The 22,233-nt window shown below is 54.1% G+C and carries 16 protein-coding genes and 1 tRNA gene; 13 read left to right on the forward strand and 4 right to left on the reverse strand.

What is annotated here, in order from left to right:
- The first annotated feature begins 119 nt into the window (after positions 1–119).
- Both BHAP_RS03180 and BHAP_RS03185 read left to right on the forward strand, forming a co-directional pair.
- The gene (locus BHAP_RS03180; RefSeq protein ID WP_094729313.1) at positions 120–2,144 is read left to right on the forward strand and encodes a PspC domain-containing protein; all 2,025 of its coding nucleotides are present in this window, start codon (positions 120–122) and stop codon (positions 2,142–2,144) included.
- 90 nt (positions 2,145–2,234) lie between these two features.
- Positions 2,235–3,287, forward strand: a complete 1,053-nt coding sequence (locus tag BHAP_RS03185) for a hypothetical protein (protein WP_094729314.1) — start codon at positions 2,235–2,237, stop codon at positions 3,285–3,287.
- A gap of 249 nt (positions 3,288–3,536) precedes the next feature.
- Here BHAP_RS03185 and BHAP_RS03190 read toward each other — a convergent pair whose 3' ends face one another.
- On the reverse strand, positions 3,537–4,172 hold the full coding sequence (locus BHAP_RS03190) for a DUF4125 family protein (RefSeq protein WP_094729315.1): 636 nt from the start codon (positions 4,170–4,172) through the stop codon (positions 3,537–3,539).
- A gap of 24 nt (positions 4,173–4,196) precedes the next feature.
- On the reverse strand, positions 4,197–6,431 hold the full coding sequence (locus tag BHAP_RS03195; protein WP_094729316.1) for a DUF4037 domain-containing protein: 2,235 nt from the start codon (positions 6,429–6,431) through the stop codon (positions 4,197–4,199).
- Between the two features lie 332 nt (positions 6,432–6,763).
- Between BHAP_RS03195 and BHAP_RS03200 the strand changes: the two genes are divergently transcribed.
- From BHAP_RS03200 to prmC, 4 genes are all read left to right on the forward strand, one after another.
- Positions 6,764–6,837 (forward strand) — tRNA-Ile (locus BHAP_RS03200).
- 291 nt (positions 6,838–7,128) lie between these two features.
- Positions 7,129–7,341 carry a 50S ribosomal protein L31 gene (rpmE, locus tag BHAP_RS03205; RefSeq protein WP_094729317.1) on the forward strand — a complete coding sequence of 71 codons (213 nt, stop codon included), beginning with the start codon at positions 7,129–7,131 and terminating at the stop codon, positions 7,339–7,341.
- 167 nt (positions 7,342–7,508) lie between these two features.
- Positions 7,509–8,597 (forward strand): peptide chain release factor 1, encoded by a 1,089-nt coding sequence (gene prfA / locus BHAP_RS03210; protein ID WP_094729318.1) that lies wholly within the window; start codon positions 7,509–7,511, stop codon positions 8,595–8,597.
- A 235-nt stretch (positions 8,598–8,832) separates the two neighbouring features.
- On the forward strand, positions 8,833–9,726 hold the full coding sequence (gene prmC, locus BHAP_RS03215) for a peptide chain release factor N(5)-glutamine methyltransferase (protein ID WP_094729319.1): 894 nt from the start codon (positions 8,833–8,835) through the stop codon (positions 9,724–9,726).
- Between the two features lie 279 nt (positions 9,727–10,005).
- On the opposite strand, the gene BHAP_RS03220 is transcribed toward prmC, so the two are convergent.
- Positions 10,006–10,710, reverse strand: a complete 705-nt coding sequence (locus tag BHAP_RS03220; protein WP_275542095.1) for a sugar O-acetyltransferase — start codon at positions 10,708–10,710, stop codon at positions 10,006–10,008.
- 254 nt (positions 10,711–10,964) lie between these two features.
- Here BHAP_RS03220 and BHAP_RS03225 point away from each other — a divergent pair, with 254 nt between their 5' ends.
- From BHAP_RS03225 to BHAP_RS03235, 3 genes are all read left to right on the forward strand, one after another.
- Positions 10,965–11,849, forward strand: a complete 885-nt coding sequence (locus BHAP_RS03225; protein WP_094729320.1) for an aldo/keto reductase — start codon at positions 10,965–10,967, stop codon at positions 11,847–11,849.
- Positions 11,842–12,648: an HNH endonuclease family protein gene (locus tag BHAP_RS03230; protein WP_094729321.1), complete on the forward strand. Its 807-nt coding sequence runs from the start codon at positions 11,842–11,844 to the stop codon at positions 12,646–12,648. Before BHAP_RS03225 ends, BHAP_RS03230 begins: the two co-directional genes overlap by 8 nt.
- Positions 12,649–12,952: 304 nt before the next feature.
- On the forward strand, positions 12,953–14,251 hold the full coding sequence (locus BHAP_RS03235; RefSeq protein ID WP_094729344.1) for an Nramp family divalent metal transporter: 1,299 nt from the start codon (positions 12,953–12,955) through the stop codon (positions 14,249–14,251).
- 274 nt (positions 14,252–14,525) lie between these two features.
- On the opposite strand, the gene BHAP_RS03240 is transcribed toward BHAP_RS03235, so the two are convergent.
- Positions 14,526–16,334 carry an MDR family MFS transporter gene (locus BHAP_RS03240; RefSeq protein ID WP_244569279.1) on the reverse strand — a complete coding sequence of 603 codons (1,809 nt, stop codon included), beginning with the start codon at positions 16,332–16,334 and terminating at the stop codon, positions 14,526–14,528.
- Positions 16,335–16,623: 289 nt separating this feature from the next.
- On the opposite strand from BHAP_RS03240, the gene BHAP_RS03245 reads away from it, so the two are divergent.
- The 4 genes from BHAP_RS03245 to rfbA all read left to right on the forward strand — a co-directional run bounded on the left by BHAP_RS03245 (position 16,624) and on the right by rfbA (position 22,183).
- On the forward strand, positions 16,624–18,318 hold the full coding sequence (locus tag BHAP_RS03245) for a sugar transferase (RefSeq protein ID WP_094729322.1): 1,695 nt from the start codon (positions 16,624–16,626) through the stop codon (positions 18,316–18,318).
- 271 nt (positions 18,319–18,589) lie between these two features.
- Positions 18,590–19,612, forward strand: coding sequence for a dTDP-glucose 4,6-dehydratase (rfbB, locus tag BHAP_RS03250; RefSeq protein WP_094729346.1), 1,023 nt, complete (start codon positions 18,590–18,592; stop codon positions 19,610–19,612).
- Positions 19,613–19,786: 174 nt separating this feature from the next.
- Positions 19,787–21,241 (forward strand): sugar nucleotide-binding protein, encoded by a 1,455-nt coding sequence (locus BHAP_RS03255; protein WP_094729323.1) that lies wholly within the window; start codon positions 19,787–19,789, stop codon positions 21,239–21,241.
- Between the two features lie 39 nt (positions 21,242–21,280).
- Positions 21,281–22,183, forward strand: a complete 903-nt coding sequence (rfbA, locus tag BHAP_RS03260; RefSeq protein WP_094729347.1) for a glucose-1-phosphate thymidylyltransferase RfbA — start codon at positions 21,281–21,283, stop codon at positions 22,181–22,183.
- Positions 22,184–22,233: the final 50 nt, after the last annotated feature.

Genomic DNA, 22,233 nt, shown 5'->3' on the forward strand with positions numbered 1-22,233 from the left:
CTATTGTGCCGTTTTCAGGGACTGCTCGGGCCGCGACCCGCACGCAAGTCACCTAGTTCAGGGAACAATCAGGGTGTTCCCCGATAATCTGTGCGCGCGCAAACTGCTGTAATAGAATCATGAGCAATACGTATGATGGGTACAATTCTTCCGAACGTCCGCATGACGGACGCGACAGTGGACATGACAGATCTAACGTGAACAACGCGCGTACCACAAACGGCACAAGCAATATCAACAACGCGCAACCGCCGTATGGTCCGCCGCCGACCGGCACGCCGTTCAGCTATGTGCCGCCTGCATCGGCATATCGTCAAGAAAGTGCTCAGTACCAGCGCTTCCAGCGCGGACAGTCCCAGCCTGAACCTCAGTCAGCACCGGCGCAACGATCCCAGTGGAACAGTACCGGCGCAGGATTCTTCGCGTGGATTCGCCGCAGTGGCATCACGCGCTCCGACGACCGCTGGGTGGGTGGCGTATGCGGCGGTTTAGCACGCTATTTCGGCATTAGTGCGACGCTTATGCGCGCGATTATGGTCGGCGCTGTGCTGCTTGGCGGATTCGGTGCCGCGCTGTATGCGTTCGCATGGCTCCTGTTACCAGACGATCGCAACGGTACGATTTTGTGCGAACGACTAATCGTAGGAGACTGGGATTGGTCGTGCCTCGGCATCGCCTTATGTTTCGTGATCGGCGTAGGACTGCCGGGCGCAGGATGGTTGGCGACGATCGCGGCCGCGTTCGTGATGTGGCTGCTGATCGAACGCGAACTGCGGCGTCAGCGTGGTTATGGAACGTCGACGAGCGATGCTGGATATCGTCGCGGCAACAGTCCGTACGATAATCGCAATAGCGAATCGTACAGCGGACCGTATAACGCAGCGACTACCGCGCCGACCGCCGCCGCTGGCCAGTCAACATGGACGAACCCGCAGCCAGTATCACAGCAGTATCCCAATATGCGAGATACGCAACCGCCGACCGGTCCGCAGTCATATGCGGCTGCTGGCGCAAGCACTGCATCGGACATGCCGTCAATGTCAACTCCAGCATCGGCTCAGCCATCGCCTTCAGCATCTTCGTTCGTGTCAGCGACATCATCATCCACAACTACGCCGCTGTATTCCACGCCAGCATCCCCGTTCGCAGCAACGCAATCGGCAACACAATCGACCCTCGCCCGCCGCAAACCAGCCGGCCCGCTCGTCGTAACCGTCGTCATCGGACTGATTTTTATCTTCGCAGCCGTTGCGCTCCTGCAAACCAATGGGCACTCGCTCGTGTCAATAATCCAGTCGTCAACACTGTGGATCGGCGCAACATGCGTACTCGTCGGACTCGTGATTCTCGTGCTCGGCGTGCGTGGCCGTCGCGCCGGCGGTCTGGTTCCAGTCGCGTGGATCGCCGCGATAACTGCGCTCGCGGTCCTCACGGTCAACCTAACGTACAACTATCTTGAGATGCGATACGCTGATTTATATCGTTCATATACGACCACTAACGTCAGCGGCACGGTTACGTATGACGATATCGTCGGAAGCTCATCGTCTTCTGGCGATCTCGATGGTGACAGTCCAACGTACGCGCGACTGTCTGACGGTGTTATCTTTACCGGTACAGATTTCGATAATGATCGCGTACTCGTTGACTTGTCTGATTACGCGCGTCGACCGAAACATATTGTCGATCTCATCAACGGGAACCGCGTGCGTACGAACTGTCCGACCGGTACGCTGCACGTTGCCGCGTCGAATACGCAAGTAATTCTCACGCTACCAACTGGCTGCCCGTTTGCGTTCGGTACCGGTGCTGCGAACAGTTCGTCCGGCGTCAACGTGTACGGCGGACGGTATGCGGTGATGGGCAGCAATGGCAGCGACAGTTTTGGGATTGGCGGTACGTTCAGCCGCAACGTGTCTGCTGACGGCACGCGCAACGGCCATTATGTGACCGTCACGAATCCTGAGTTCAGTGCGAACGGCGCCGACTCGCCGGCGTGGGCTCGCGACTACGATTACTGGCCTGCTGACGGTTCGGAGTTGCTTATTGATGTGCCGTATCTGCTCAGCGCACAAGTATTCGTGCGGTATCCGGCGACCGAGACCGGCGACAATGCGGCTCTGTTCGGGGAGCATGCTGAGTGATGCGCGAACTGATGAGTTTCACGGCGTGTTTCACGACTGGTTTCACGGCAAGTTGAGTGAATGATGACTGATTTTAGACAAGGAACGACGATGAACGAACGTACCGATGATGCGCAGACTGTACCGTTACAGACTGTGCCGCTGGAGACGGTGCCGCTACAGACTGCACAGACGACACAGTTGCCGACTATGCCTGCAGACGTGCAGTCGGATATTGCGCAGCAGACTATGCCGATGAAGACGGTATCGCTGGAGACTGCTACTACGACGCCACTGCCGAGAGTGACGTCGGATGCACCGGATACCGCAACGTTGCTGGTTACGCAGGATACTGCACCGGTACAGACGTCGACTGTACAGAACGACGATGCGGTAGATGATACGCAGACGATCGCAGATACTAAAGTGTTGCATACGGTTGCTGACAGTGCGACTACAGCGGTAATCGCTACGGTTGCCGACACAGCAAATACTGCAGTAATGGATATTCCTGACGAGCCGACGTTGGCGTTGTCTGCTGATGATGCTGCCGATAATGATGAGCATGCTGATTCGTTGCATCTTGCTGACGTGGCAGATATTGACGATGTTCAGCCAGTTTTCTCTGAATCAACTGCTGATACGACTACGGCGGATTCGGCTAATCGCGCTGCTTCCGCGACTTCCTCTGTCTCGTCTGAGGGTGGGGCTGCAGCGTCGACTGCTGCGTCTGCTGTAAACGCAGCCCGGGAAGAATCGTTGACAGCGCAATCGATTCCGTTATATACGGCTAATCCGGCTATGGCGTCGGGGCTAGCTGGTGCGATTGCTGGACAGCCACCGGTATGGTCGCAGTCTCAAGCCCAAACACAGCCTCAGTCTCAGCCAGCGGGTGGTCAGCCTAGTGATCATCAATCTGATGGCGATGCCAATGTGCCGCGCAAAACCGGGCCAAGTGTTGCCACGATCGTGTTGGGAGCTTGTGTACTGTTGTTAGGCGCGGTGAGTCTTGCGCCGATCGGATGGTTGAGTTGGTCATGGTCAACCGATCCGCGCGTAACAGCTGCTGTTGCATTCGCGGTATTTGGCGGCTTACTCGTACTCGTCGCAGTGATCTGGTCCCTAGCCAGCCTACTGCATCACCGCAAGCACGATTCCCACTAAAAACACCCCCTACACATGGCAACGTATGGTAATACCTCCCATAATGAGGTAAAACTCACATGATGCGGTAAATGCTCCATGATGCGGTTATGCAAAATGGCTTAATTCCGCCATTTTGTAGCATAAGGGGATATTATGTTTACCGCATCATGGGGAATTTACCGCACCATGGGAGGGTGCTGCCGTGTTTTATCGGCTCCCCTTGAACATCGTCAACTACTGATGCAGAAAATACTAGGCGTGGGCCATTTACTGCGCAGACTCGGCTTCGGCAAGGTCGGTAAAACCGCCAAGCTGCACAGTTGCACGAATCGTCTCCTCGGTGAGGTTACGGCCGGTTGCGCTGAGTTCGTTAACCATCTGCTCGTACAATCCCAACGTGGTATCCGAATACGTGCCAAGTTCGCCGCGTAAATACGTTTCAAACGAAGTCGCATCTGGCGTATCTTCGGCAGTGGTGAGCACGCGCATCGCCGCACCGAGTTTCGGCCAGCGCGTACGAAACGCGGCAGCCCACGCGACTTGTACCGCGATAATTCGCTCCTGTAGAGCAAGCCGTTCGGCAGAAAGCTGCGGAATATACGGTTCGATATGATCCCGATACTCGTCAGGTGCAGTCGAGGCCATCATGCGACCATATTTTTCCGTGACGAGATTTCGACCAGCCTGATCAGCCTCAACGAGATCGTTGAGATAACTGTCGAGTATCGGACGTGGCCAAGTGAGGAACTGGCTGGTGCGCATCTGATTGAACACTGGCCAGTTACCTTGACAAGCCGCCCGACCACCCTCATTATTCGTGCGCTGGAACTGATCCCATTCGTGCCGAACAATAGATTCAATAATTCGTCGATCGGCAACGTTGCGATTATCAACAGCATTCATTGTGTACGTCTTTCTCACCCCCACTCACAAACTACGCAAGCACGTTGCATCAGATTGTATATGCTCCTCAACGTACGGACGCTGCCATTCAAGGAACGTTTCATCGCTGCGTGTCAGTCCTTCGCGCTTCAGTTCAGTCACGACTTCGGCGCAAATATGCTCAATAATTCCGTTGACTTGTGCGATCGCCGGCGCAGCCCCGCGTCCACCCTCGCCAAATCCTGCTCCACCGTAGCAAGCCGTCGAACTCAATCGCAACAACGATTCCAGTTGCTCGCACACGTCAGCTAATCGGGTCGCCACACGTAATGAGAGCCGTCGCAACGCTGCGAACTGCCATTTGTAGTACGGCAAATAACCAACTGTCACCGGCTCATTCATAAGAAAAACCAGTGAAGCTGCAGCGTGCACGAATTCGTTGATCGACAACCACGCAGCCGCGCCATCCCCGCGTTCCAGCATGCGCGGCACATTGTACTGACCGGCTTGCGCCATCATGCCAATGCGACGCGAAATCAGTGCAAGCCGCACATCGTCAGGCATAAACGTGAACCCTTGACGTGCCGCCGAAAAATCACCCAGCGGATCGGCAAACACAGCTCCATTCGTTGCCGCAGCCAGTGTTGCCTCGTCCAGCATCAGCCATTCGTGCGGACGATCGTCTGCCGGTGCCGATCGGTAACCGGTAATCGACTCGAAGAAATCACCGATTGCGAACACACCGTCACGTCGACTCGCACTCGATTGCGCGGCCCGCGGCGTTGCAGTAGTCGCATCGATGCGAGTGTACCCCATACATTCGTGCGGCAACGCATCATAATCAGCTTGCAATTGCGCGCCGATCGCCGCGTAATCGTCGTCAGTAAGCCACAAACAGAACCGCGGACCGAAGTCATGATCGTGCGAAATCGCATCATCAAATCCGTAACATTCCGAACCATGACCGACCAAACCTGCCGCAATACGACCCTGATATTGCGGGTATTTCGCGGCGATCATTGGCTTACCATACGTGAGCCAGTACGCGCGCGCCAATGCGAGACCGGAGATAGGGGAGGGGCTATCGGTGGTTGAGTTGGATGATGATGGCGTATCGGATATCGGTTGTGCAGCAGCCCGCGCTGAGGATGCTGACAACGCCGACGGTACTGCTGACATCGCAGTCGCCGACTCGGTAGACGGCTGCACGGCAGCTGACAGTACGGATGCTGAGCTTGTTGCGTCATCCGTTCCTGCATTCGTCGCGCTCGCTGTATCAGCACTCGCCGCCGCTTCCGCCTGCCGCAAATTCTCTTCAGTAACGCGGTAATAATCAGTATCGCGGCCGTAACATTCGTCGATCACCGCTAACGAGCGTCGATACAGATCAACCGCCGCCGCATAGTCGCCCGCCGTGAAACGAACCTGCGCGGCACCAGCCAGTGCGGACGCGTAATGCGCACTGTGCTCAAGATGGCCGTTGCGATATATATTCAGCGCTTGAGTAGCCTGCTGATCGGCTTCGTTAAGCCGATGCTCAGCGAGCAGTACCAGCGCAAGATTCGTGTGCGTTGACGCAACGTCAAGATCAGTGTCCGCGTTCGGACTCGACGATTCGAGAATACGCAACGCCTCGCGCAACTCAGCTTCGGCTTTATCGTTGCGATTCGTCTCGCTGTAGACCATCGACAGATTATTGTGCAACGCGGCGAGCCGGCGATCAGTAGGGGAGAGCGTGTGACGCGCCGAATCAAGCGCCATCTGATACAGTTCCTCAGCCTGATCCATGTTGCCAGCGGCACGTTGCGCGGTCGCCGCGTTAATCAACGTAGTCGTCCACGCTTCGCTACCTTCAAGTCCCATGCGCAACGCAAGTTCCAGCGCGCGCTGAATTACCCACTGATTGTCTTTATGACGGCCTTGCGAACGATAGAATCCCATCGTTTCGTTGAGCACAGTAAGCAATCCCGCGTTGTCGCGAGCGTTCTCTGCGTCTACAGCAGCCTGTTCCAAGTATGGGCCGGCTTTCGTCGCAGCTCCGTGCGCATCGAAAATCGCGTCAAGCCCGGCGAGAAATGCGTGTACGTCGAACGTTGCTGGCTGATCGGGAGGGTTGCTGATGCGCTCGTCGTTGGGTTCGCTGACTGATTTGTTGGCTGATTCGCTGCCGAGTTTGTCCGTCACCTGAGTGTCGTCTGCAGCTTCATTTCCAGTCGCGGCTATAGTTTCAGATCTATCGGTAAACGCTTCTAACTGTTTGAGCAGTTCTTCGTCATCCATGCGCGCCTCCTCGCGTCCGTTCTCAGCTTACTTAAGTAAGCTATCCGTCACGTTATATCCAGTCTAGTCTTCTGCATCAGAAGTTCGTTGACGAGGCAGATGCTTAACTCCCCTTGCTGGTTCGTTGCTGTTAAGCAAACAGTTCTGCTGTTTGCTTAACAGCAACGTTCTGACAAGGAGACCGAGGAAAGCATCAATGTTAATTCTGATTGAACAGAGCCAACAACTATGCGACGCGCGACGCGAATGGCCTCGCTGACGAGTCTAATAGTCCGATGCTCTGGTACACTGGTCGGGTCGGTTTGCGCTCGCTCGCGAGTAATTGCCGACGTGGGGCCGTAGCTCAGTCGGTTAGAGCATGCGACTCATAATCGCCCGGTCCAGGGTTCAAGCCCCTGCGGCCCCACTTCTCGTATGCTGTGGCATATGCCATGTCATATGCCACTCCGGCGCGCCGATACAGTCGATACGCCGGTGTGACCGCTTCAGTGCGCGGCATAGCAACGTAGCAACGGACGACCCGTGCGCGCTCAGCAGCCACGTGCAGCCACACACTCACGTACAGCCACGCAGCCGCTCAGCAGCCTAAACGCCCCCACACAAGTCGTGACCCACGCGTATAATCCCATAGGTTCCGGTTCACGTCGGCCATAGGGGCGCGACGACCCGGGTCCCCCGAATCCTTAGGAGACACACCATGAAGCAGGGTATCCATCCCGATTATCATGCCGTCGAGGTTCTGTGCTCGTGCGGCAACACCTTCGTCACCCGTTCCACCTACAAGGGCGACCACATGACGGTCGACGTCTGCTCGAACTGCCACCCGTTCTACACTGGCAAGCAGAAGATCATGGACACCGGTGGCCGCGTCGCTCGCTTCGAGCGTCGCTACGGCAAGAAGGCTCAGTAGCTTCGTTAACGCCAGTCCCAGCGGTCATGGCGTCGCTTTGGCGACCCGATCGCGGACTGGCGTTTTTGTATCTGTTGTAACCGCACGTTTCCGCAGCATTCCAGTATTCCGTGATATCGCACATAGTCATACGAATTCGTGCTGATATCGAACGATAAGGACAATATATGGCAGACGAACAGTTCCCCGCAGCACAAACCGCACTCGAGGAATATCGCGACCTTGAAGCGAAAATGGCCGATCCCGACGTGGTTTCTAACCCCGATACAATTCGCAAACTCGGCCGTCGTCACGCTGAACTCGGCAGCATCGTATCCGCGTATCTGACGTACCTGCGTATTCGTGACGATCTTAACGCGGCGCGCGAGATGGCCAGCGAGGACGAGGATTTTGCCGAGGAAGCCAAGCGACTCGAATCTGAACTACCAGCCGCTGAAGAAAAGCTGCGTACCGCACTGATTCCGCGCGATCCGGACGATGCTCGCGACACGATTATGGAAATCAAAGCTGGTACTGGCGGCGAAGAAGCGGCACTGTTCGCTGGCGACCTACTGCGTATGTACACACGTTACGCGGAAAAGCGCGGCTGGAGCGTCACCGTACAGTCTGAGAATACGACTGAGCTCGGTGGCGTGAAGGACGTGCAGATTGCGATTCGTGCCAAGGGTACGCCGGCGCCGGAAGACGGTGTGTGGGCATCGATGAAGTACGAGGGCGGCGTGCATCGTGTGCAGCGTATTCCAGTTACCGAATCACAGGGTCGTATTCAGACTTCTGCGGCTGGCGTGATCGTGTTCCCTGAAGCTGACGAAGATGATGACGAGATCGAAATCGATCCGAAAGACTTGAAGATTGATATCTTCATGAGCTCTGGTCCTGGCGGTCAGTCGGTCAACACCACGTATTCTGCGGTGCGTATGACTCATATTCCGACCGGTATCACGGTGAATATGCAGGATGAGAAATCGCAGATTCAAAACCGTGCGGCCGCGTTGCGCGTGCTCAAGTCGCGACTACTCGCTATGAAGCATGAGCAGGAGGCGGCTGAAGCTGCCGATATGCGTCACTCTCAGGTGCGTTCACTCGACCGTTCCGAGCGTATTCGCACCTACAATTTCCCGGAAAACCGTATCGTTGATCATCGCACGAATTACAAAGCATACAATCTCGACGCAGTGCTCAACGGCGATTTGCAAGCAGTCATCGACTCCGACATTCAAGCCGACGAAGCCGAGCGCCTCGCCAACCAAAAGTAACCTACGGCTGTTGTATCGGTTGGCAGTGGGATATACGATGCTCGACACGCTCCGGGCTCTCCGCTGCGCGGAGCCTCGCAGCATGGCTGCTTGCTTCGCCTACGGACAGTCCACTGGACTGTCCGTTTCACGGCTCAGCAGCCGAGTTTTACGGTCGAGCATCGTATATCCCGACACAGACCTCGTTGTGTAGTTATGTTGCGTTTTGTGACCGGAATGTAAGAGTGGATTGTGTATGACGACTGTTGCTGAAATGATTCGTTCTGCGGCGAGGACGCTACGCGACGCTGGAGTGGACACGCCCGAGCATGATGCGAAACTGTTGTTCGCTGAGGCAACTGGGCGCGAGCTACGTGATGTTGACAAGGCCATGCTCATGGACGACGCATGGGAACTTGACGAAACAACCCGCGAACACTTCCGTTCCATGATCACCCGTCGCACATCGCGCGAGCCATTGCAATACATCGTCGGTCACGCGCCATTTCGCTATCTTGATGTGCAAGTAGGCCCCGGCGTGTTTATTCCGCGGCCCGAAACCGAAACGGTTGTCCAAGCCGGTCTTGACTGGATCACCCAACACGGTCTGTACGCGCCGCGCGTGGTGGATCTTTGCGCCGGCTCTGGCGTGATCGGATTGTCAGTTGTCACCGAGGTTCGCGGCGCTGAAGTCTGGGCAGTGGAACTATCTGCGGACGCGTATGCATGGACCGAGCGTAATCGTGAATCTGTTGCGCATCGCGACCCGTCTGCCGGATACAACTATCATCTCGAGCAAGGCGACGCAACCAGTCCGCTCACTTTGCCGCAACTCGACGGCACGATCGATCTGGTGATTACGAATCCACCGTACGTGCCGTTGTCGCAGATTCCGCAGCAACCTGAAGTGCGTGACCACGATCCGGACATGGCTTTGTACGGCGGTTCTGCTGATGGTGCTGTGATTCCCGAACAGATTATTCTGCGCGCGGCTGGACTATTGAGAACCGGCGGTGCGCTCGTTATGGAACACGACATCTCGCAGGCTGATCAACTGGTTGCGTTCGCCCGAGCTAACGGATTTATCGAAGCGCGTACCGGCAACGATTGGACCGGTCGCCCGCGATATTTATTTGCGACGCTCGGCTGATGATTGGGGACAGGATAGTATCCTGCGTTAATTCGTTAGCGAATTCACTGCTCGTGAGTGAGAGTGGTTCCCTTGACACAGGGAGCCGAGAGTCCCAATGCGCGTGGCGGTTTTCTCTCTCTGAGGGGCGCTTAGTGAGCGTTTTCTGCCATGCGTTAGCGTGTGTGGCGGTTTTCTCTCGCTGAGCGCTGCCTAGTGAGCGTTTTCCGCCACGCACCAGTGCGCGTGGCGGTGTGCTGCCAGGGGGGCGACGAACTAAGCTGCCCACAATACAAAAACCTACTGCGCGTACTCCTGATACACGGCTGCATCAGCCTCGCTAATCGTGCGAATCACGCGCGCCGGCACACCTACCGCCACTGAATTAGCTGGAATATCGTGCGTCACCACCGCGCCCGCGCCAATCACGCAACCATCGCCAATCGTCACGCCACCTACTACGGTCACACCGCCGCCAAACCAACAGTTCGAGCCGATCGTAATCGGACGACCATACTCATAATCGTAAAAAGAACCGCTCTCAGTGCGTCGCATATTACGATCCTGCCAGCGCATCGGGTGCATCGGCGGCAGCAACGACACATTCGGCCCGAACAAGACATCATCGCCAATAGTGACTGGCGCGCAGTCAAGGCAGCTGAAATTGAAGTTCATGAACACGCGGTCGCCGATCGTGGTGTGGCACCCATAATCGAAGAAAATCGGTCCCATCACTGCCAACGCCTCGCCGTGGTTCGGAATCAGATCGTCCAGCACGGCCGCGCGCGTGGCATAATCGCCGCGGGGGAGTGCGTTAAATTTCGTGCACAAATCGCCGGCTTTCTCGCGCAGTGCAGTGAGTTCCGGATCTTCTGGATTGTAGAGTTTACCGGCGAGCATTTCTTCGCGCTCGGATGCGCGCGGCGTGCGCAGTTCAACTGGCGGAATAGTTGTTTTGTCGTCGATGTTCGGTGTCTGCGATGCGGCAGTATTGTCGTGGGTCATGTCGTGCTCCTGTGCAGGTTGTGAGCGATCTCAGTATGATTTGAGCTTGAGTCGAGTATGAGTCAAATTCGACACGAGTATAAGTGTACGATCGTACATATTTGACCTCGCGCCAGCCTTACTCCAGCCTTACTCCAGTCTCCTCGCGACGACTACATACCCAACTACACGCCAATCACAAACTCACCCGCATACCAGCGAGGCCGTCCGACGTGTATTGTGGATATGAAGAAAGTTGACATAGGAGGTTTGCCATGTTGGGAACCAGTGATCTGGCCGTAGCGGCAGCGGCTGCAACCGTACCGCATATCGCGCTCAATGACGGGAACGCGATTCCGCAGATCGGACTTGGTGTACTACGTATCGACGACGAAGGCGTAGTACCGGTCGTAGAAACGGCGTTGAAACTCGGCTATCGTCACATTGACGGCGCGGCCGGATACAACAATGAGGCTGGCGTCGGCCGTGCGCTCGCTGCAACCGGTTTCAACACGGGCGAGCAGCGCAAGAAACTGTGGCTGACGACCAAGTTACGCGATTCGCAGCAGGGTTACGATTCCGCGCTCGCCGCGTTCGATGAGTCGCTCAAATTACTGCAAGTCGACTATGTAGATATGTATATGATTCACTGGCCGACCCCGTTTGAATGGCGTAGTGGCGAGACGTGGAAAGCGTTCCGCAAGCTGCGCGAGGATGGTCGTGTCAAGACGCTCGGCGTGTGCAATTTCCTGCCCGAACATCTCGAACGACTGCACGATGAGACGGGCGATTGGCCGGCCGTCAATCAGATCGAACTGCATCCGACGTGGCAGCAGCGTGGCGTGGTTGAGTTCTGCCAGCAGCACGGCATTGCTGTCGAAGCATACTCGCCGATGGCTCGCGGTGCCGATCTCAACGCGGGCAACGGCACGATCGCAAAGATCGCGCAAGTGCACAACGTGAGCCCTGCACAAGTAATCCTGCGTTGGCATATCGAAAACGGCACGATTATCATCCCTAAGTCGGTGCATGAGGAACGCCAGCGGCAGAATCTCGACGTATTCGGTTTCGCACTCACGCTCGAAGAGCATGCGGCTATCGACGCACTTGACGGTCCGAAGCGCGCCGGTCACGATCCGCTCACGTTTACGTATGCGTGAGTATCGTCGCTCCTCGGGTCGACGGTCGGGTAGTTCGCGACGTTCCAGCCGGTCCAGCCGAACTTCCCGTCGCGCCACGCACTTCTCTCGTCGCCGATTCAACGCGTCCAGTCCGCTCGAACGCATCCTGATTCTGCTCGTACTGGTCGTGATCGCCGGTGTATCAGTTGGTATTGGCTTACCCAAAGTCAGTCCCACCGTCGGCCAGATCACGGGAGAATACGCGGCAAGCGGGCCGGCTGCGGACGCGCTAGGCAAGCTCGTCGTCGACGATCAACCCGACAAGTCCGGTTACGATCGTGATCTGTTCGGTTACCGTGAAACTGACGATGACGGCAACGGTTGCGACGTGCGCGAGGATGTATTGGCTCGCGATCTGACCGACGTACAGTACACGTCCGCTGGCAGCTGCAAAGTAAAGTCGGGCACGCTCAACGATCCATATACCGGACAGACTATCCATTTTGTGCGCGGTCGGACGACGAGCAGTGCCGTGCAGATTGATCATGTTGTTGCGCTTGAAAACGCATGGCAGTCCGGCGCGCGCAGCTGGGACAGCGCCAAACGGACTCGGTTCGGCAACGATATGACGAACTTGCTTGCGGTTGACGGTCCTGCCAATCAGGACAAGGGTTCTGCGTCTGCTGCATACTGGTTGCCGACGAATAGCGCGTATCGATGCCAATATGTCGCTCGGCAGATCGGCATCAAAACTAAGTACGCGCTCACTGTCACGTCTCGCGAAAAGCAAGCCATGCAAGCCGTGCTATCCTCCTGTCCCAACGAACAACTGCCGTAAGGCGGTGTGGCGCTGTGCGTGGCGGTTTTCTCTCACTGAGCCGCTCTCAGCGAGAGAAAACCGCCACTGTGTTGTTGTGTGTTGTTGTGCGTGGCAGAAAACGCTCGCTGAGCCATGCGTCAGCGAGCGTTTTCTGCCACGCGGCATATGCATGTAACATGCCGGGGCTATAACAGTGCGCGGTATGGAAGAGAATAAGCACACTGTCAGTCAGTCTGACCTCGCAAACAACACAACTAATACAGTCAATCCCATCAATTCAGCCAGCCCAGCAACAGCCGCAATCGCACCTATCGAACGCGACATGCCAGCCGCCGAACTTGATCTCGAACGCGCGCGCGTCGCGGAAGAACATGATCGCCAACGCGGCAGCAAACGCGCCAACGGTCGCAAAGGTCACGCGCTAGCGTCCATCCTCGGCCCAGCATTCGTTGCCGCCGTCGCCTACGTCGACCCGGGTAACGTGGCCGCGAATATCACGTCGGGCGCGCGCTACGGATACCTACTCGTCTGGGTACTCGTACTCGCGAACGCCATGAGCGTGCTCATTCAATATCAATCCGCCAAACTCGGCATTGTCACCGGAAAATCGCTGCCGGAACTGCTTGGCGAGCGTATGAGTGATGCCGGCCGGTTCATGTTTTTCATGCAGGCTGAGGTCATCGCGATCGCAACTGACTTGGCTGAGGTTATCGGCGGTTCGATCGCGCTCAACCTGCTGTTCGGCGTGCCGCTGTTTGTTGGCGGTCTTATTATCGGCGCGATTTCCACGGTATTGTTGTGGTTCCAAGGCGGCAAGACGCATCGTCTGTTTGAGAAAATCGTGATCGCGCTGCTGCTGGTTATCACATTTGGCTTTATTTTTGGCTTGTTTATTGCGCCGCCTGATGCCAGTGAAATACTGGGCGGCCTTATTCCGCATTTTACGACTACTGATTCGGTGCTTATGGCTACGTCTATGTTGGGTGCGACGGTGATGCCGCACGCGATTTACCTGCATTCAACGCTGGTTAACGACCATTATGCGCCGGGGGAGAAGAAGCCGAGCACGCGTCAGTTGTTGCGTGGCTCGAAAATTGATGTGGTGTGGGCTTTGCTGTTGGCTGGTTCGGTGAACGTGTCGCTGCTGATTATTGCGGCGAACTCGCTGTACGGTATGAGCGGCACGGATTCGATCGAGGGTGCGCAGCATGCGATTGTGTCGGTGCTCGGCCCGGTGGTTGGCACGATTTTCTCGATTGGTCTGCTTGCGTCGAGCTTAAGTTCGACGTCGGTTGGCACGTATGCTGGTTCGGAAATTATGCACGGATTGCTGCGTATTAAGGCGCCGATGTGGGCTTGCCGTGTGGTGACGTTGGTGCCGGCGTTGATCGTGCTGTGGTTTGCTCCGAATCCGACGCAAGCGTTGGTCGTGGGTCAGGTGATTTTGTCGATTGGTATTCCGTTCGCGATTATCCCGCTCATGCGCTATACGCACGATAAGAAGCTGATGGGGGAGTACGTTGACGGAACCGCTAAGCATGTGTTGTTTATTGCGGTGGCTGCGTTGATTGTTGCGCTCAACGTGCTACTCATCGTGCTCACCGTCCTCGGCAAGGCGTGAGGTATAGAGGATTTGATACTTTGCTTTTTTCGAGGAGATAAACTTTTTCAGACTTTCTCAAGCCTTCTCAAAACTGAGAGGCAGTTTTCTTGCGTTGCAGAGGTCTTTCTCAAAACTGAGAGGCAGCTATTTGCGGTTTAGCTGCTGATTACCATGAGTACAGGGGTATGATCATGGGGTTTCACTGTGAGCCAGTGCCTCTCAGTTTTGAGAAAGACCTCTGCACAATGCGAATTCTGCCTCTCAGTTTTGAGAAGATACGTTGGTCTATGGCCTAATGTGCGTGCTGTACCAGCCGTGCTTCATGCGCCTCGTGGAAACGAGCTACCGCTTTCTGCGCGGCCTCATGGGAAGACCCTGCACCTTCGCCCTTGACGCCGAAAATAACAATCAGCATCTGAACAAACACGAGGAACGCGCTCACTCGCAGCGTCCATTGCGTGCCAAAAATGCTCGCATCAATCTTGTTGCCGCCGTGCAGCTGCGTGAGCGTTTCCATGAGAATAACGAGCACCGGCGCGCCGATCGCGCCCGCAATTTGGCGCACCGTATTGGTTACTGCCGACCCTGCGGAAACCTCAGTGTGATCAAGACAGTTAAGTGACCATGTGGTAACCGGCATGATAATAAATCCCATGCCGATTTGCCGCACAAACTGCCAGATTGACACCCACCAAATCCACGTATTGCGGTCGATAAGACTCATCATGATGGTGCCAAACAACAGCACAGCCGTACCGGTGATCGCGACGGGCCGCGCGCCGAGTCGGTCGAGCAGTTTGCCGCCGAAGAACTGCGAAATACACATGCCGAACGCGCCAGGCATCATCACAAGACCGCTGATAGTGGCCGAATAGCCGCGATCGTCTTGAATATAGAGCGGCATGATCACCATGATCGAACTGAATGCGAAGAAGCTCAAAGCAGCGCAAATCGTGCCGATAGTGAAGTTGCGGTTTTTGAGTACGCCGAGATCGAGTAATGGCGGATTGATGGAGCGAGTGCGTTTGGAAGTTGCGGATGTTGCGGAGACTGCGGAAGTTGCGGCTGCGCTCTTCGCCCTGTTAAACGCACGTGCCCCGCGCACTTGCCGTATCACAAACCATACGATACCGATCACGCCGATCAGCACCGCGCCCCACACCATCGGATGGGTAAACGGATACGCTTCAATATTGGTGAACCCGAACATGAGCCCGCCGAAGCCAATCACCGACAATCCCACGGAGAAGAAGTCTGCGCGAGCATTTGGATCATGCTCGCCGAAATTATGCAGTCCGAATATGGCCAGCAGCAGCGAAAACACGCCGATAATTGTCAACGTCACGAAAATCGAACGCCAGCCGTTCGCATCGGTTTGCCACCCGCCGATCGTCGGGCCGATCGCAGGCGCCACGCTCATCGCCATGCCGACCGTGCCCATCGCCATGCCGCGGCGTGACAGTGGGTAAATCGAGAACACGGTGATTTGCAATACCGGCCACATCACGCCGGTACCCACTGCCTCCAGCAGACGGCCGAGCAGCACCACGAGGAATGACGAGCCAACCCATGCGAGCAGTGAGCCAATCGTGAACACAATCATTGACGTAATCACGATCTGACGTGTGGAAAAGCGCCGCGTGAGAAATGCGGTGAGCGGCACCATCACGCCCATCACCAGCTGGAAAATTGAGGTGAGCCACTGTGCGGTGGTCACCGAAATACCAAAATCTGAGACGATGGTTGGTAGGGCGGCGCTCAGCTGCAGCTGCGTGAAGTTACCGACGAACGTGATGAACGTGAGAATCGCGATGGACGTGAACGCAACGGGCGTCAAGTGGCCGTTGACATAGGTTTCCGAACTGGTGAGTGCGCGCGACCGCGGCGACCGTGATGACTGTAACGATAGTGACGATAACGTGCGTGAAGTTACGATCGGTTTGTGCGTCGCCGTTGACGTGCGCGATGTGTTGTCGACAGCAGCGCCGCCAGTCTCGCCGCTACGCTCGCTGCATCCATTGTCTTGCTCGTCACGGTGTTCGCGCCTGCCGTCAGTCATACCCGTATTTTCGTAATTCTCATGATTCGTCATGCGTCCCATGCACCACATTCTTCCCAACACGCGCGTATTTAAACGTACATAGCTTATACCTCTATATAGGCAAAATTTATAGGGCGGCGTTACACACTCGGCGTTACTCAACCGTTCATACCGTGGACCAACCGAACATCATGTTTGTACATTTTATCGGGGGTATAGTATTGTCGGAATCGGTTGTTCGGCCACGGTAGGCAGGCATGGCTGTGCGCCATGCTTGTCCGGCTCCGTGGCATACGGTGATTTGGCTCGCTAAATTACCGCGCGAAATGGCGTATAAGGGAGAGAACGGATGGCATCGGTACAATCCGATAATACGACGGCAACTGATACTAGCAACACTGGTAGTACGAGCAGTGTCAGCAGTGCAGGTACTGCTCGTAGAGTTTCCAGCAGTGGAACTGCATCTAGCTCTGCTCGCCAATATCGCGGCTCAGTACAAGGTCAAAAGAATATTGGCATCAGTACGGATTCTCGTGTGCTTAGTGATCTGCGTGCCGGCCAGTATTCGCGCGTTCAGTACTGGCGTTTCTTTCTCAACCTCACGTTGATGTTGTGCGATTGCACGATGTTCATCATCGGCTCTGCCATCGCGCTGCTGCTGTTCCGCCACGGTAGCCTTGCCACGTTTATTGACTCGTCCGCGTTCGGCACGACAGTATATCTCTTGCTTGGCGCGTTCGTATGGGCGTTCTGCTTGCGTCACGCGGGCATTTACCACCGTCATGTGATGGGTGACGGCTATCAGCTCGTGCCGATTATTATCAAGGGCGCGGCGGTCAGCTGGGTGGCCTTGTGCGCGGTGAACTTTATTTTTCACGTCAATCTTCCGCTGACGACAGTGACTGTGATGATTGTGTTCGATTGCTTCCTCACGATTGTCGAACGTTTGATTGCGCGCGCGGTGATTACTCGTAACCGTCGTAAGGGCGCGTACACGTATGCGACGATCGTGGTTGGCTCACCGCAGAGTATTGCTGATACATTGAAGTTCCTTGAGGATCGTCAGCAGCTAAATTACAAGCCGGTTGCGATTTGCCCGATTCGTGAAAATCCGGCGACTGGTGAGGTTGAGCCATCTACACTCAGCGATGATGAACTGGAAGCTCTATTTCAGTCTTGGAATGTGACTGATTTGCCGGTGGTACCGTTTGACTACCAGCTTGGGCAGACTGCGGTGCGGTTGAAGGCTCAGACTGTGATGGTTACGGATGTGCTGCATCGTGAATCGGATGATTTTGCGGCGTTCTCTCTGCCGCTCGAATCATTGGGTTTGGAGATTGCATTATTCTCGTCGGCTGCGGATATCGCCGGCCACCAGCTGACGGTGCGCACGTTGAAGGGCGTGAATATTCTTACGATCAGCCTCGCGCAGTATGGTGTGGCAACGTGTATTGCTAAGCGTTTGTTTGACATTATTGTGTCTGCAATTTTGATCGTGCTCACGTCGCCGTTTATGATCGGCGTAGCGATTGCGATTAAGCTCGACGATCACGGCCCGATCCTGTACAAGCAGGAGCGTATCGGCCTACGCGGTAAGCCGTTTAAGATTTACAAGTTCCGTTCAATGAAGGTGAATGCAGACAAGCTTGATGCGCAAGTGGCTGCGGCGAACGGTCAGGAGCTTGGTGCGCGGTTTAAGGTGAAGGATGATCCGCGCGTGACGAAGGTCGGTCATTTTATTCGTAAGACGTCGTTGGATGAGTTGCCACAGTTCTTCAACTCGTTCCTCGGTACGATGAGCGTGGTTGGTCCGCGTCCGCAGCGTCAGTATGAGGTGGACGAGTATGACCCGGTGTATGCGACGCGACTGCTGGTCAAGCCCGGTATTACTGGTCCGTGGCAGGTATCTGGCCGCAATGATTTGAGCGACGAAGAAAGCCGTCAACTTGACGTTTCGTATGTGCAAAATTGGTCGATTTTAGGCGATCTCGTCTATATCTTCCGCACGGTAGGCGTCATGCTCAACCCCAAGGGTGCCTACTAACCCTATCCCAGCTCCTCTTGTCAGTACGTTGCATGCAAACAGCAGAGCTGTTTGCATGCAACGTACGAGCCGACAGGCGAGCCAATAAACTGCGCGCGTAGCGAGTCCATAATTGCAGGACGAGCTGGCCGCGAAGCGGCCTGTGGGGTAATCACATGGAGGAGTTGAATATAACGAGATGTGCGCTCTCCTCTATTCTGTAATCCACATTTTATGGTTATTTGTGACATTAGCTCATATTTATGTTCGGGGGTAGGGTAACATGTTGTTTATGTTAGATGATGTGTTTTCTCCTAAGAATATTATTGTGACCGGTGGCTGTGGTTTCATTGGTTCTAACTTTGTGCATTATGTTTATAATAATCATCCTGATGTGCATGTTACTGTGTTGGATGCGCTGACGTATGCGGGTAATCTCGAGAATATTAAGTCAGTGTTGGGTGATCGTGTGGAGTTTGTGCACGGTAATATTTGTGATGCGCAGTTGCTTGATCGTATTGTGCCGGGGCATGATGCGATTGTGCATTATGCGGCTGAGTCGCATAATGATAATAGTATTGCGAATCCTGAGCCGTTTTTGAAGACGAATGTTGAGGGTACGTTCCGTTTGTTGGAAGCTGCTCGTAAGTTTGATGTGCGGTATCATCATGTTTCTACTGATGAGGTGTATGGTGATCTTGCGTTGGATGATCCGCATAAGTTTACTGAGGAGACGCCGTATCATCCGTCTTCGCCGTATAGTTCTACGAAGGCGAGTTCTGATCTACTGGTGCGTGCGTGGCATCGTACGTTTGGTGTTCGTGCCACTATTTCGAATTGTTCGAATAATTATGGTCCGTATCAGCATGTGGAGAAGTTTATTCCGCGTCAGATTACGAATATTCTTGATGGTTTGAAGCCGAAGTTGTATGGTAATGGTTCCAATGTGCGTGATTGGATTCATACGGATGATCATTCTACTGGTGTGTGGACGATTTTGACTAAGGGTCGTATTGGTGAGACGTATTTGATTGGTGCGAATGGTGAGCGTAATAATCTCACTGTGTTGCGTGATATTTTGACGGTTATGGGTAAGGATCCTGATGATTTTGATTGGGTGAAGGATCGTCCTGGTCATGATCGTCGTTATGCGATTGATTCGACGAAGTTGCAGACTGAGCTTGGTTGGAAGCCGGTGCATACTGATTTCCAGAAGGGTTTGGAGCAGACGATTCAGTGGTATACGGATAATCGTGATTGGTGGGAGCCGGCTAAGGCTGCCACGGAAGCTAAGTACAAGCGTCAAGGCCAGTGAAGGCGTAATCGGGGAGAGGCGGGAGTATGGGTCCGTTCTCTCCTCGATTTAGTTGAGCTACCTTGTATAAGGCAAGTAATGAATTGTAATTTTGTTTGTTGCGTACTAGAAACAAATAGGTAGAACAACAGAATAACAACTACAAATAACAAATAATATTAAGGGGTTGTGATTATGGTTTTTGAGTTTGAGAAGGATTTGAAGGTTTCGGAGACGAATATTCCGGGTTTGTTGGTGTTTGATTTGCCGGTGCATGGTGATAATCGTGGCTGGTTTAAGGAGAACTGGCAGCGCGCGAAGATGACTGCGTTGGGTTTGCCTGATTTTGGCCCGGTGCAGAATAACATCTCGTTCAACGCGACCAAGGGTGTGACTCGTGGTATTCATGCTGAGCCGTGGGATAAGTTTATTTCGATTGCGGCTGGTGAGATTTTTGGTGCATGGGTTGATTTGCGTCCGGGTGAGTCGTTTGGTCAGGTGTTTACGACGCGTTTGGATCCGTCGAAGGCGATTTATGTGCCGCGTGGTGTGGGTAATAGTTTCCAGGCGTTGCAGGATGGTACGGTGTATACGTATTTGGTGAATGCGCATTGGTCGTTGGAGCAGAAGAAGACGTATACGTTTGTGAATCTTGCTGATCCTGAGTTGAATATTCAGTGGCCGATTGCGTTGGATGAGTCTGAGCGTAGTGAGGCGGATTTGCATCATCCGTTGTTGAAGGATGCGAAGCCGATGGCTCCGAAGCGTACGTTGGTGACGGGTTGTAATGGTCAGTTGGGTCATGCGATTCGTGCGTATGCTGAGGCTCATGGTTTAGAGGGTTTTGAGTATACGGATATTGATACGTTTGATTTTTCTGATCCGGCTGCGTATGAGCGGTTTGATTGGTCGCTGTATGGGACGATTATTAATGCTGGTGCGTTTACTGCGGTGGATAAGGCTGAGACTGCTGAGGGTCGTCCGATTGCGTGGAAGGCGAATGCGCAGGGTCCTGCGTTGTTGGCTAAGGTTGCGAAGGATCATCATATTACGTTGGTGCATGTCAGTTCGGATTATGTGTTTGATGGGACTGTTGAACAGCATACGGAGTCTGAGTCGTTTGCGCCTCTTGGTGTGTATGGGCAGACGAAGGCTGCTGGTGATATTGCTGTAGCGAATGCGCCTGAGCATTATATTTTGCGTTCTAGCTGGGTGATTGGTGAGGGTCATAATTTTGTCAAGACGATGATGATGTTGTCGAATCGTGTGGCTGATCCTGACGATACGTTGGAGCAGGTGACGGTTGTGGATGATCAGTTTGGTCGTTTGACGTTTACGAAGGATATGGCGGAAGCGATTTTCCATTTGTTGGATAGTCGTGCGCCGTATGGTACGTATAATCTGACTGGTTCTGGTTCGGTGAAGAATTGGGCTCAGATTGCTGCGGCTGTGTTTGAGCAGACGAATGGTAATGGGGATAAGGTTAAGCCGATTTCTACTGCGGAGTATTTTGCGAATGCGAAGGCGCCGGTGAGTCCGCGTCCGGTGTATTCTGCGTTGGATTTGTCTAAGATTGAGCAGGCTGGGTATACGCCTGCTGATTGGGAGGATTCTTTGAAGGCGTATGTGGCTCGTGAATTGAGTAAGTGAATAGTTTAATAAACGTAACGAGTGTTTATGGAGGTTATGGTGAAAGGTATTATTCTTGCTGGTGGTTCGGGTACGCGTTTGTATCCGTTGACGACGGTGACGTCGAAGCAGTTGCTTCCTGTGTATGATAAGCCGATGATTTATTATCCGTTGAGTGTGTTAATGATGGCGGGTATTCGCGATATTTTGATTATTAGCACGCCGAAGGATTTGCCTAATTTTGAGCGGTTGCTTGGTGATGGTTCTCATTACGGTGTGCATTTTAGTTACAAAGTGCAGCCTAGTCCGGATGGTCTTGCGCAGGCGTTTATTTTGGGTGAAGAGTTTATCAATGGTGAACCATGTGCGCTCGTACTAGGTGATAATATCTTCTACGGTAATGGGCTAGGCACTACATTACGTAAGGCTGTTTCAAAAGCTGAAAACGGTGAGGGTGCGAGTGTCTTCGGCTATTACGTTGATGATCCTGAGCGTTATGGCGTAGTTGAATTTGATAAAGATAAGAAGGCTATATCGATCGAAGAGAAGCCGAAGGAGCCGAAGTCCCATTATGCGGTTACAGGTTTGTATTTCTATGATGAACGTGTGACGGATTTTGCTAAGCAGATCAAGCCGTCTGCACGTGGTGAGTTGGAGATTACGGATCTTAACCGTATGTACTTGGAAGACGGTTCTCTGAATGTGCGCACTCTTGGTCGTGGTTATGCATGGCTTGATACAGGCACGATGGACAGCCTGTATCAAGCTGGTGAATTTGTGCGTACGGTTCAGCGTGCGCAAGGTTTGCCGATTGCCGTAGTGGAGGAAATCGCCTACGAGAATGGTTGGATCAGCAAGGATGAGCTGCTTGAATCTGCGGATCGATACGGTAAAAGCCCATACGGCAAACACCTTAAGGATGTTGCAGAAGGCAAATTAGTAATTATCGCTAACCAGTACTGATTAATATTGGTGCTTCAGTTATACATTAGTGTAAATCGAGAGATCTCTAT

Origin of the sequence: Bifidobacterium hapali (genome assembly GCF_002259755.1) — a bacterium.
In the GTDB taxonomy this organism is placed as follows: Bacteria; Actinomycetota; Actinomycetes; order Actinomycetales; family Bifidobacteriaceae; genus Bifidobacterium; species Bifidobacterium hapali.

Excerpts from the sequence above, each read along its gene's own strand:
- BHAP_RS03180 (WP_094729313.1), top strand. The coding sequence starts at position 120 with ATGAGCAATACGTATGATGGGTACAATTCTTCCGAACGTCCGCATGAC.
- BHAP_RS03185 (WP_094729314.1), top strand. The coding sequence starts at position 2,235 with ATGAACGAACGTACCGATGATGCGCAGACTGTACCGTTACAGACTGTG.
- BHAP_RS03190 (WP_094729315.1), bottom strand. The coding sequence starts at position 4,172 with ATGAATGCTGTTGATAATCGCAACGTTGCCGATCGACGAATTATTGAA.
- BHAP_RS03195 (WP_094729316.1), bottom strand. The coding sequence starts at position 6,431 with ATGGATGACGAAGAACTGCTCAAACAGTTAGAAGCGTTTACCGATAGA.
- rpmE (WP_094729317.1), top strand. The coding sequence starts at position 7,129 with ATGAAGCAGGGTATCCATCCCGATTATCATGCCGTCGAGGTTCTGTGC.
- prfA (WP_094729318.1), top strand. The coding sequence starts at position 7,509 with ATGGCAGACGAACAGTTCCCCGCAGCACAAACCGCACTCGAGGAATAT.
- prmC (WP_094729319.1), top strand. The coding sequence starts at position 8,833 with ATGACGACTGTTGCTGAAATGATTCGTTCTGCGGCGAGGACGCTACGC.
- BHAP_RS03220 (WP_275542095.1), bottom strand. The coding sequence starts at position 10,710 with ATGACCCACGACAATACTGCCGCATCGCAGACACCGAACATCGACGAC.
- BHAP_RS03225 (WP_094729320.1), top strand. The coding sequence starts at position 10,965 with ATGTTGGGAACCAGTGATCTGGCCGTAGCGGCAGCGGCTGCAACCGTA.
- BHAP_RS03230 (WP_094729321.1), top strand. The coding sequence starts at position 11,842 with ATGCGTGAGTATCGTCGCTCCTCGGGTCGACGGTCGGGTAGTTCGCGA.
- BHAP_RS03235 (WP_094729344.1), top strand. The coding sequence starts at position 12,953 with ATGCCAGCCGCCGAACTTGATCTCGAACGCGCGCGCGTCGCGGAAGAA.
- BHAP_RS03240 (WP_244569279.1), bottom strand. The coding sequence starts at position 16,334 with ATGGGACGCATGACGAATCATGAGAATTACGAAAATACGGGTATGACT.
- BHAP_RS03245 (WP_094729322.1), top strand. The coding sequence starts at position 16,624 with ATGGCATCGGTACAATCCGATAATACGACGGCAACTGATACTAGCAAC.
- rfbB (WP_094729346.1), top strand. The coding sequence starts at position 18,590 with ATGTTAGATGATGTGTTTTCTCCTAAGAATATTATTGTGACCGGTGGC.
- BHAP_RS03255 (WP_094729323.1), top strand. The coding sequence starts at position 19,787 with ATGGTTTTTGAGTTTGAGAAGGATTTGAAGGTTTCGGAGACGAATATT.